Raw genomic sequence first — 11108 nt, 5'->3', positions numbered from 1 at the left:
CCCCCCGTGGAAAAGGCCCGCAACGAGTGCGGGCCATGCTTCGACCATAACGACTTCTGTTGAAGTTCACAAGATATCCACAGAGAGGTGCGATAGACCCGGAAACATGACGAAACTCATGCCTCGTTCCCTTTTCGGCCCCGTTGTAGCAGCTCTCTCCGGTCTCGCAGTGGTCACGCTGCTCGCAGGTTGCTCCTCAGCGGCACCGTCGACCGGGGCTGATGGAGGGGCGTCAGGCACGTCAATCCCGATCGTCGGGACATGGGGCGACCAATCACCTCGTCAGCCTTACCTGATCTTCGATGACGATTCGACGGTCTCGGGTAACGACGGCTGCAATTCGCTCGGATCCACCTACGAACTCTCTGGCGACACCATCACCTTCTCGCGTTCGACGTCGACCATGATGGCCTGCATCGGCGTCGATTCGTGGCTCTCCGCACTGAGCACGGCTGTGGTCGACGGCGACACGATGACGGTGAGAAACGAGAAGGGCGACACGATCGGAACCCTTTCCAAGTCCGCCTGACGCCACGAGCCGGTGCGTCCGGGGTCGGGAACCGGTGCGCCCGAGCTCAGCGCGACGCGGGCACGCGGGCGGGGAGCGCCTGGAAGAGCCGGTCGAACACCACGCGGCGGTCGAACTGCAGCGCATACTCGCGGGCCCGCCCGGCCCACTCCGAGCGCTCGTCGGGCGTCGTCTCGAGGATCGCGCGGTCGAGCGCCCGCGCGATCGCACGGGGATCCTCGACCGGCACGATGAGAGCATGGTCGCCGATCGCCTCGCCGATGCCGCCCGTCAGCGTGGTGATCACGGGCCCGCCGCCTGCGAGCATCTTCTCGGCCAGCGCGATGCCGAAGGTCTCGACGAACTCCGGCCGGGGCTTCGACGGCAGCACGAAGGCAGCGCATCCCGCCATCAGGTAGGGCTTCTCGGCGTCACCCACATCGTCGAGGAAGACGATGCTGTCGGCCAGGGGGGACTGCGCGGCGAGAGTCATCAGCGCGGGGGCCTGCGGTCCGCGGCCGGCGATGACGAGCATCCGGCCCTCGTGCGCACTGCTCTGCTCGAAGCCGGCGATGAGGTCTTCGACGCCTTTGGCCTCGGTGAGACGGGAGAGGAAGAGCACGTAGTTGCCTGGTTCGAGCCCGCGGGCGGCGAGCACGTCTTCGATCACGCGGTCGTCGAGGTTCGAGTACCGATCGGCGTCGATCGCCGGGTAGGAGACGGTGATGCGTCGGCGGCACTGTTCGCCGAAGCGGGTTCCGTACTGCGCGTCGACCCGTTCGGCCTCGGTGATGATGAGATCGCGGGTGTAGTCGGAGACGGCGACGCAGTGGTCCTGGCTGAGGTAGCTCGAGAGGATGTGCGCGGCAGCCCCGAGCCGGCCCTCCTCGACGGCGGTGCGCACGACGTTCGTGACGTCGGATCCCACGGCCTCGGCGATCGTGGTCACGTTGACCGGGAGCCCGGTGCTCCACGCGGCGCGCATCGCGTCGGAGACCGCAAGGGTGTGCGGGCTGAGGTAGAGCGACAGGCAGACGGTCGGCACGCCGTCGGTGAAGAGTTCGATCAACCGGCCGGTGATGCCGGCCAGGAAACGACCATCCGGAACCTTGTAGTCGCCCACCGGAGCCGGACGGTCGACGAAGATGCCCGGGCTGTGGGGCAGCACCGAGTCGAGGGGTTTGAGCGGCAGGCCCGCCCGTTCGAGCGTCTCGACCGGCCAGGTGACGATGCGCACCTCGTCGAAACCGCGTTCGAGCGCGGTCTCGGCGATGTTGCGTGCCTCGACTGAGTGGCCGCAGATCACAGGATCGGCGCGCACGACGATCACGAGACGGTTTTCGGTGGTGACCATGTTCACTCCTGGAGGGTTGCGAGGTGGAGGGGCCGGCTGGCGGGGGACGGGGCGGATGCGGTGGGGAGCAGAGTGGTCGACGGGGGCAGCTCGGTGGTGCCCCACTCGCTCGGTTCCGGTCCGAGCACGATCACGAGCTCGCCGCCACGGTGCAGGTCGGTGGCGCGGATCCAGGAGCGTGCGAGCGGTTCGTCGTTGAAACGGGCCGACTGCACGTATTGAACGGCAGCGGGTGCCGCATCCTGAGCAGACGTCGGGGCCGGTTCGACGAACCCTTCCGTGCGGATGGTGAACGTGTTCGCCCCGAGCCTGATTGAAGCAGCCTCGAAGGAGGGAGCGTTCACCAGGAACAGGTTCTGGCCGGCCACCGGGAACAGCCCGAGCGAAGCCCACACGTACCAGGAGCTGAGGCCCCCCGAGTCGTCGTTGCCCGGCAGCCCGCCGCGCCCGATGCCGAACATCTGGTGGATCACGTTGTGCACCACCTCGGCCGTGCGATCGGGCCGACCGGCGTAGTGGTACGCCCACGGGGCATCCATGTCCGGCTCGTTGTTCAGCCCCTCGAACCGCCCCAGCGCGTAGCCGGCGAGCAGTTCGTCGGCCGGCGGCCGGAGCCCTGGCTGGATGACCGGCTCCGCCCCGAACCCGAAGAAATCGTCGAGCTGCCGCACGAACGCCTCCGTGCCCCCGCTCAGCGGAATGCGCGAAGCCATGTCGTGCAGCAGCCGGAACGAGTAGTTGTAGAGCGTGCCTTCGTAGTAGGTGCTCTCCTTCAGCAGGCCGGAGGTCTCGTCGAAGGCGTTCCGCCAGCGGGTCGCCAGCTCGGCGAACTGGTCAGCCAGGGCTGTGTCGCCCACGTGCTTCGCCACTCGCGCCGTGCACCAGTAGCCGAAGGCGAGGTCGAGGGTGTGCGTGATCGGGTGGGTGACTCCCCGCTGCAGGAACTCCTCGCCGTAGGTGCGCCGGAGGTCATCCGACATGTGCACCAGAGCGCCGTTCCAGTCGATGCCGGGCAGGCCCAGCTGGCAGAGGTCGGCGAGGAAGGTGTGGGCGAGGGCGCTCGCCTGGCGGGAGAACCGGTCGCTTCCGCGAGCCATGCGGTAGCCGATCGGGAAGTTGCCCTCCTCCTCGCAGATCGTGAGGAGGGCGTTGGCGAGCTCGACGGCCCGCTCGGGCACCAGGGCCGTGAGCAGGGGGAGCTGGGTGCGGTAGATGTCCCACATCGTGGAGATGTCGAAGGCGAAGGCGCCGTCGGCCGGCCAGAACGGGCTCTCGTTCGGGGCCAGGCAGGGTTTGACAAGTGAGTGGTAGAGCGCTGTCGCGAAGACCGCCCGGCGTTCTTTCGAGGGCGTCTCGACGGTGATCAGCTTGAGGTGCTTCCGCCAGGTCTTGCGGGTGCGCTCGCGCCGCGATTCGAAGCGCGAGGTCGGGGCTGTGGAGCTGCCCGTTCCGGTGCCGCTGCCTGCGCCGGCGCCTGTGCTGCTCCCGCTCCCGACATCGTCGAAGAGGTTCTGCTTCGCCTGCTCGACGCCTCGCAGCGAGAATCCGATCCGCAGCTCGATGACGTCGCCCGGCTCGCTCGGCCCCGCCCACATCAGCCCGAAGGGGCGGAGTGTGGTGGGCCGGATGTGATCGAAGTCGAGACGCGTGCCGCCCGGCATGAGGCGCCGGTCGTACCAGAGCATCTGTCGCCACTGCGGACTGTCGCACTCGATGTACACCGACAGGGGAGCTCCCTCGACGACGATCTGGCCGGCCGCCCTGCCGATGCCGACCGATTCGAGGTGCGCGCGAAGCGGCAGCGTCGATCCGTACGGGATGGCGAGACCGCCCTGCGAGAAGTCGATCACGACGCGGGCGTTCCGGTGGCGCGGGAACGTGTAGCGGTGCACAGCGCTCTTCGGGCCCACGGTGAGCTCGGCGGTCACCCCGGAGTCGAGCGTCGCCGAGTACCAGCCCGGCTCGGCCAGCTCGTCACTCAGCTGCCAGGTGCGGCCGAGTACATCGAGCGGTTCCACCATCGGCGTCACCCGGAAGTAGTTGTAGTACTTGCGGATCGCTCCCGTGCCCGACTGCTGGAAGTGCGTGAAGCCCGAGGCGAGCTGCGTGTCGTGGATGGTCGACGGCACACCCTCCAGTGAGAGGTCGTAGCGGCCGTACCCCGTGGGGTAGGCGCCCGAGTACGCGCACGCCGACACCATGCCGAGCGGATGCGTCGCCCCCGGGTGCGTGTTGCCGATCTGCGGCTTCGGCCACCACCAGGTCGCGGCGAGCCCGGTCGGAGCCGGAAGCGCTGTCGGGTCCGTGCCGATGAACGGATCGACGTGGTCGATCATGCGGTGCCCCCGGGATTCATGGTGTGACGCTAGGCACGCCAGGCGACCGTGGCATTGCAGAGAGGTGAATGCAAGGCGAACGCCTGGGGGCCTCGCGGGGCCGTCAGGGCGCTCCCGCTCCTGGCTGGAAGGCGAATCTGCCTGCCGTCAACGTGTGCTTCATGTGTCGTACGGAGGCTGTCCATGTCGAAACGTCAGGGTGCTGACTGAACCTCACTGCCGAAGGCGCGGGGTGCACAGACCCATCGATCGAGGAACCGTGGCATCGACCCCCTACATCGCGTTCACGGAGTTCCGCTCCCGCGCCGACCGCGCGCTGAATGGCTGGTCGGGGTTCCGTGAGCACGTTCGGAGTGGCGCGCGGGCGATGGCCGAACTCACGGCCCAGACGCTGCCGCGGTCGTTCGACCCGAGGTTGGCACCGCTCGTCGGCGACGACGCGCCCGCACCGCCCGCCGCGCCCTTCACCGGAGGTATCTGGCGTCTGCTCGCCCTGAACAACAGGGAGATCGCGCGGAGCCTCTTCCTCTACGAATCCGCATCGGCTGCCAGCGACCACGTGCGGAAGCTCCAACACAGCGCCGACGGGCTCGAAGTGCACCTCATCCGGGGTCCGGTCTCGATGCAGCACGGCTGGTACGCGACCCTCAACAACGTGGCCGTCATGTCGTGCGGGCGCTGGTACCCCGCGGCTGGGCTCTGCCACGAGTCGGCGGTCTACAGCGTGACGGCGCTCCGCTCGGCGCGGGTGGCTCCGGATGTCGCGGCCTCCGCGGCACGCACCCTCGGCGCCCTGGCCGCCGACCGCCTGCGTGCCCGCACCGGTGCACCCGTCGGCGCCAGCGGCACCGGAGCGCAGTCGTGATGCGGGCGATCCTCGGCGGCGCGATGCTGGTCTTGGCGGGATGCCTCGTGGTCGGCGCGGTCGCTGAGCCGCCCCGGGGTGTGCCCGCGGGTGCGGCCGCCTTCGCCGCGGACGTGTCGACCGGTGGAGCCGCTGCTGCCGCCGCCAGCGGTGCGGCGAATGTCGCGGCGAATGCCGCCGCGACGGCCGGCACGACGCACAGCGCAGCCCTGCAGCCCGAGGTGCCGGGTGGCGGCGCCGCGCCGACGAGCGTTCCCGGCGCGGGCGATGCCGCCCTGGTCGATGCGACCTGGGCGTCGACGGTGGCGGGCCGCACGGGCATCCCGGTGCGCGCGCTCATCGGGTACGCCGGCGCGGCCCTCCGCCTGCAGGCAGAGCAGCCCGCCTGCCACCTCGGCTGGAACACCCTCGCCGCGCTCGGCGCCATCGAATCCGGGCACGGCACTCATGCCGGATCCACCATCGGCGAAGACGGCCGCACCCGCCCCGCGATCTATGGCCCCGACCTCGACGGACAGGCCTACGCCCACATTCCCGACAGCGATGGCGGCGCGCTCGACGGGTCGGCGACGGGGGACCGGGCGATGGGTCCGCTGCAGTTCATCCCGACGACGTGGCAGAGCTGGGGGGCCGACGGCAACGGTGACGGGGTGGCCGATCCGCAGCAGCTCGACGACGCGGCGCTCGCGGCGGGGCGCTACCTCTGCAGCTACGGCGACCTGACGACGGTGTCGGGCTGGCGGGCATCCGTCTTCGCCTACAACCACCTCGACAGCTATGTGGACCAGGTCGCGAAGACCGCGAACGACTACTCCACAGAGGCGGGTTGAGCGATGGATGCCCCGCCCTCCGGTCTGCTCTCCGAGCGGTTCGACCTCGGTGAACTGCTCGGCAGCGGCGGTTCGGCGTCGGTGTTCGTCGCCGTCGACACCACCACCGGCGAGCGGATCGCGCTGAAGGTGCTGCACCCGCACCTCTCGAACTCCGTCGCCGCGCGGGAGGCGTTCTTCGTCGAGGCCCGGGCCGTCGTGGGACTCCGCCACCCGAACATCGTGGGTGTGCTCGACTTCGGCGTGCACGAGGGCTCGGGGGAGCCGCTGGCCTGGATCGCCCTCGAACTCGCGCCGGGACTGACGCTGGCCGAGCACGTGGAACGGTCCGGGCCGCTCGGCTGGCGGGAGGCGCTCGCGGTCGGCGACGGGGTGCTGCGCGCGCTGGAGGCGGCGCATGCGGCGGGTGTCGTGCACCGCGACGTGTCGCCGGCGAACGTCATGGTCGGGGAGGCCGGTGCAGGGGGTGCCGACGGCGCGGGATCCGGTGCCGGTACCGGAACTGGCGCGGGATCCGGTGCCGGGGTACCGATCTCGGCGGACGCCGTGCGCCTCGTCGACTTCGGACTCGCCGATGCCGCGGGCCGCCCGACCCTTGCCGCGGACATCCTGCGCACGGAGCCCGAGCCGCCGACCGACGCGCAGCTCGGCGTGCTCGGCAGCGCGAACTACATGTCGCCCGAACAGGCCAGGGGGCTGCCGGTCGACGAGCGCGGCGACCTCTACCAGGTGGGCGCACTACTGCACTTCGCGCTCACGGCCCAGCCGCCGTTCCTCCGCCCCACCGTCACCGGCGTCATGCGCGCCCACGTCTCCGCCCCGCCGGCCGTGCCCTCGGTGCTGCGGACCGGTACCCCTCGCGGGGTGGACCGGCTCGTCGTTCGGGCGCTGTTGAAGGATCCGGCGCAGCGGTTCGTCTCGGCCGGGGTCATGCGGGCGGAGGTGCTCGCGCTCCTCGCCAGGGGCCCGGGCAGGCCCGCCGCGCCTGTCGCCCCCGCCACGATGGCGGCGCGCGCGGTTCGCGCACCCCGCCCCCCGGATCTCGCCACCGCCCGCCAAGACCTGGCGCCCAGCAACTCGGGGGCGCATCCAGACGCCACCTCACCCCCGCACCCTGTCGCGCTGCCCGCCGCGGCCGGCCGCTCGTCGGTGCGCGGCATCGTGGTCGCAGCGGTCGTGCTCACGGCAACCGTCGTCGCCGTGGCATGGACGCTCTCGCTCAGCGCCGCCCCCAGCTCCACCAGCGCTGTGCCGCAGCCGTCGACACCGGCGATCGTCGACCCCGCCGTGGCGGTGGGCGCTTCCCCGGGCGGGGTGGGGGCATCCGGAGCCGCCACTGCGAGCCCTGCGCCCGTGCCGTCGACGCCTGCCGCGAGCCGGGTCGTGGCCGTTCCCGCCCTCGTCGGGGTCGACCTGTCGGCCGCGCGCGTGTCGCTGCAGTCTGCGGGGCTGGCCGTCGGTGCTGTCACGCAGCGCGACTCCGCCTCGCCGGCCGGCACCGTGCTCTCGAGTTCCCCGGATTCCACGGCGGCCCTCACCCCCGGCGCGAGCGTCGACCTCGTGGTCGCATCGGGCTCCAATGCCGTGCCCGTCGTGACCGGGCTCGGCCAGAACGAAGCGGTGGCGCGCCTGCAGTCCGCCGGCTTCGCGGTCGTCGTGACGGTGCGCGCCCAGAAGGGCGTTCCGGTCGGGCAGGTTCTGGCGTGCGATCCCGCCGCCGCGTCGGTGTTGACCCTCGGGAGCGTCGTCACGATCACCCTGGCGGATCCGGGGCCGCCGGCGGGAACCCCGTCGCCCACACCATCGGCCCCCTCCTCGACGGCCGTCCCGACGTCTTCGGCGACCCCGGCCCCCGGTTCGGCTGCGCGATGAGCGGCTGGAGTTCCGGCCGAACGGCCTTCGGCCCGGACTTCCGCTGGAGCGCCCTGCACCTGCTCGCCGTCATCGCCGTGTGCGCGGTGCTGTGGGTGCCTTTCGTCCAGTGGATCGGCTCACCCGACAGGGACACCCTGCTCACCAACGCGGGCAGGTTCCTCGTCGTGTCTACGGCCTGCGTCCAGGTCGTCGTGATCGTGCTGGCAGTCCTCCTGCTGCTCGCGGCGGCGACCTGGACCGAGGAGGGAGCGCGAACAGGAAGCCTGGTCATGGGCTGGATCGGGTTTGTGGCAGCTCCCGGCTGGGCCTACTGTGTCGCCTTCTCGTACATCGACTGGTTCGACGTCGGAGTCGATGACAGGGTCGTGTTCCTGGTCATCTGCGCGCTCCTGGCCGTGCCCGCAGTCGTGAGACTGTCTGCGGTCCGGCTCCGCGTCGCGCTGGGGGTCACCGCGACGACTGGGTTGCTCGCCGCGACCGCGCTCCTGGCGATTCCCAGCGCGTCTGTGTTGCTGCTCGCGCCGGCGACCGCGTATTCGGCGGCGATGGTCGTCAGCGGTGCCTGCGCGAGACACGCCCGGGGCTGAGCCGACGGAGCTGAGGAGCAGCGCTCTGGTCCGTCCACAGATCATTCTCGGTCACCGCCCCCGCCACCCCGCTCGCCGGCTTCGCGACCTACACGGGTGTCACGGCATCCGTCGCCCGTGCCATTGGCCCCTTCGCGGGCATCCTCGCCCCCGCAGCCCTCCGCGCACGTACGTCGCCGCGGCTCGCCCGACGGCTCCGGATCGGGTCGTCCTCGCCTCCGTGTCCCGCACCTTCACGACCCCCATCCCGCTCCCGCGCCACGCCTGACCGCCGATCGCTTGCTTTCAGGCGATCCCGAAGACCTGCATCGCGTCGACCAGGATCTTCGCGTGCTTCACCGCCTTCTCCGCACGTTTTCGCGTGACGTAGCCGCCGTACTGATGTTGGCTCTTGTCTGCCAGGAGGCGTGCAAGCCTGCTCGACAACTCCGCGCCGCCGGGATGGACGGAGGCGAGGAGGGCGACGGCCACTCTGTGGTCTGATTCGTTGCTGCGTTCGCCGAGGGCCTTTCCGCAGATCGCGTCGGATGCAGCGATACCCGCACTTATGGCGTTCGATGCTGCGACCTGCGCCTCCGCCGAGGGGATCGCTGTCAGGGCCGAGTATTCCAGTCGTTCCTCCGCCACCTGGAGATGTTCCCTGGCGGTGCCGGCTCGTTGCGTGATGCTGGTGGGATCCATTGGCAGAATACGTGACATCTTCTCATTTTACCGAGAATCGCTCACTGTTGCTGCCCCGAGAATCGTCCGCAGGTCGGGCCCGTTGAAGGTGCGGGAATCCTGATGCCAGGACAGCAGCAGAGGATCGTCGGCACTTTTCAGGGCCACCGCGTCGGCGCCTGAGAGCGCGTAGATGTTGCACTCGTTACCCGTCCAACGCGGCACCTTCGAGGTCAGGGCGCTGACGACGCGCTCGGCCGCCTCGTCGTCGACGGTCAGAGGGAAGTACGCCACGAGATCGATGTCACTGTTCGCGGTACTCGTCCCTCGCGCCACCGATCCGAAGAATGCGAGTGTCACGATACGTGCTTCGCGAGTGCCGAGCACCGCCTGAACCTCTGTCACGATTCGCGCTTCGAGGCTGTGAACAACTTCGTTCGTCGCTTCAACCAGGGTCTCGATCGCCGGCCACAGGAGGTGTTCGCGATTGAGCTCGTAGACCGACGCGCTTCCCACTCGGCGGCTGAGCACTGTGCCTTCGAGCACCATCCGCTTCAAGGCGGTCTGGATGCCCGGATTGGAGGCGTGTTCGATGAGGTGAGCGACTCGTGAGCCCGTGAGGCCATCTGTCGTGCGAGCGAGCGTTGTGAAGATCCGACCCTCCAGCGATCGCACCAACGACGTCATGGGATGACTGAGATTCATAGCCGCCTGCCTCCTGCGGTTTTTTCATCCGTGTCGATGAAAAAACATTGATATGGATGAAATTGTACGACAAGCCATGGTGCGACGACTGCAGGCCGCCGCTCATTCCGCGTCCATCCCTTCTTCCCCGCCCGGGCCCCCGTCGTTCACCTTGCCCCCCGAGCATCGAGGGGTTGTGTTCCGCCTGCCTGAGGCGTGCCCGAGCAGAGGTGTGGTGAAGCGTGTCCGAAGACAAGTCGTTCGAGTCGCTGACCGACCTGCACGAGGCGCTCAACCGGCCGACGAGCGTGAAGGTCCCTGTCGAGCGCGTGTTCGCACCGGAGGTGGGTGGCGAGATCTTCGACGCGAACTCCCGCCAGCGGCATCCGGCCACAGCCACCCTCACCGACCAGCCTGAACCGACGAATCACCGCGACGCCGTCAAGCGCTCGCTGCGGTCGCGGCCGTCGCAGTCCGACTCGATCTTCAAGGGCGTCTCGCTCACAGCCGGCGTCACCACGGTGAGCATCATGCTGGCGGTCGGCATCTTCCTGTCGCTGCGGGCGAGCGACGCACTGCAGGTGTCGGGCATCAACTTTCTGCTCGAACAGCAGTGGTCGCCGGAGACCGGGCATTTCGGCATCGCGTCGGTCATCTTCGGCACATTCACCATCGCGATCATCGCCATGTTCGTGGGGGTGCCGCTGGCGGTCGGCACCGCGCTGCTCCTCTCGGAGGTCGTGCGCGGCCCGATCCGCTCGTTCCTGGTGTCGCTGGTCGACCTGATGGCGGCGGTTCCGAGTGTGGTGTTCGGGCTCTGGGGCCTCTTCTTCCTGCAGGCGGCGGTCATCCCGGTGTCGGCCTGGATCTCGACGTACTTCTCCTTCATCCCGATCTTCGCTGTCGAAGACGGATCGGGTGCCCGCCTCACCGAGGCCAGTGCGTTCACGTCGAGCGCTTTCATCGCGGGCATCGTGGTGGGTCTCATGGTGGTGCCGACCCAGACATCGGTCATGCGCGAGGCCTTCTCCCAGGCGCCGATGGGGGAGCGCGAGGCGGCGTTCGCCCTCGGCTCCACTCGGTGGGGCATGATCCGCACCGTCGTGCTGCCGTTCGGACGGGGCGGGATGATCGGGGGAGTCATGCTCGGCCTCGGCCGCGCCCTCGGCGAGACCATCGCGGTGTACCTCATCATCTCGCCGATCTTCACGATCAACTGGGAGGTGCTGAAGACCGGCACGAACTCGGTCAGCGCGCTGATTGCCCTGCGTTACGGCGAGGCGAGCCAGTTCGGTCTCTCTGCGCTGATGGCGGCGGGGCTCGTTCTCTTCCTCATCACCCTGGTCATCAACTTCACGGCGTCGTCGATCGTCGCCCGGTCGCGCTCCGGCGCCGAGACGAGCTGAGCC

The 11108-nt window shown here is 69.3% G+C and carries 10 protein-coding genes; 6 read left to right on the top strand and 4 right to left on the bottom strand.

Translation table 11 applies throughout. The features are described from left to right. Positions 1–106 precede the first annotated feature (106 nt). Entirely contained in the window at positions 107–529 is a 423-nt protein-coding gene (locus B7R21_RS15490) for an META domain-containing protein (RefSeq protein ID WP_216364259.1), read from the top strand. 46 nt (positions 530–575) lie between these two features. Here the strand turns inward: B7R21_RS15490 and B7R21_RS15485 are convergent, their stop codons facing one another. Next, the gene (locus tag B7R21_RS15485; protein ID WP_116284119.1) at positions 576–1862 is read right to left on the bottom strand and encodes a glycosyltransferase; all 1287 of its coding nucleotides are present in this window, start codon (positions 1860–1862) and stop codon (positions 576–578) included. A gap of 2 nt (positions 1863–1864) precedes the next feature. Next, positions 1865–4198, bottom strand: a complete 2334-nt coding sequence (locus B7R21_RS15480; protein ID WP_116284118.1) for a glycoside hydrolase domain-containing protein — start codon at positions 4196–4198, stop codon at positions 1865–1867. Positions 4199–4457: 259 nt separating this feature from the next. On the opposite strand from B7R21_RS15480, the gene B7R21_RS15475 reads away from it, so the two are divergent. The 4 genes from B7R21_RS15475 to B7R21_RS15460 are packed head-to-tail and all read left to right on the top strand — an operon-like array spanning position 4458 to position 8355. Continuing rightward, complete coding sequence (locus tag B7R21_RS15475; RefSeq protein ID WP_147305914.1) at positions 4458–5063, top strand: hypothetical protein; 606 nt, start codon at positions 4458–4460, stop codon at positions 5061–5063. Further along, positions 5063–5893, top strand: a complete 831-nt coding sequence (locus B7R21_RS15470) for a lytic transglycosylase domain-containing protein (RefSeq protein WP_253259864.1) — start codon at positions 5063–5065, stop codon at positions 5891–5893. Before B7R21_RS15475 ends, B7R21_RS15470 begins: the two co-directional genes overlap by 1 nt. Before the next feature lie 3 nt (positions 5894–5896). After that, a complete protein-coding gene (locus tag B7R21_RS15465) occupies positions 5897–7765 on the top strand; it encodes a protein kinase domain-containing protein (protein ID WP_116284116.1) in 1869 nt (622 codons plus the stop codon). Beyond that, on the top strand, positions 7762–8355 hold the full coding sequence (locus tag B7R21_RS15460; protein ID WP_116284115.1) for a hypothetical protein: 594 nt from the start codon (positions 7762–7764) through the stop codon (positions 8353–8355). Before B7R21_RS15465 ends, B7R21_RS15460 begins: the two co-directional genes overlap by 4 nt. Positions 8356–8640: 285 nt before the next feature. Here B7R21_RS15460 and B7R21_RS15455 read toward each other — a convergent pair whose 3' ends face one another. Together B7R21_RS15455 and B7R21_RS15450 are read right to left on the bottom strand one after the other, a co-directional pair. Then, positions 8641–9054, bottom strand: coding sequence for a hypothetical protein (locus tag B7R21_RS15455; protein WP_147305913.1), 414 nt, complete (start codon positions 9052–9054; stop codon positions 8641–8643). A 9-nt stretch (positions 9055–9063) separates the two neighbouring features. After that, positions 9064–9702 (bottom strand): nucleotidyltransferase domain-containing protein, encoded by a 639-nt coding sequence (locus B7R21_RS15450; RefSeq protein WP_172592204.1) that lies wholly within the window; start codon positions 9700–9702, stop codon positions 9064–9066. Between the two features lie 239 nt (positions 9703–9941). Here B7R21_RS15450 and pstC point away from each other — a divergent pair, with 239 nt between their 5' ends. After that, a complete protein-coding gene (gene pstC / locus B7R21_RS15445; RefSeq protein ID WP_253259843.1) occupies positions 9942–11105 on the top strand; it encodes a phosphate ABC transporter permease subunit PstC in 1164 nt (387 codons plus the stop codon). Positions 11106–11108: the final 3 nt, after the last annotated feature.

Origin of the sequence: Subtercola boreus, assembly GCF_003399625.1 — a bacterium.
Taxonomy (GTDB): domain Bacteria; phylum Actinomycetota; class Actinomycetes; order Actinomycetales; family Microbacteriaceae; genus Subtercola; species Subtercola boreus_C.
The sequence above is the reverse complement of the archived record's forward strand: the minus strand, read 5'-3'. Positions and strand labels throughout refer to the sequence as shown.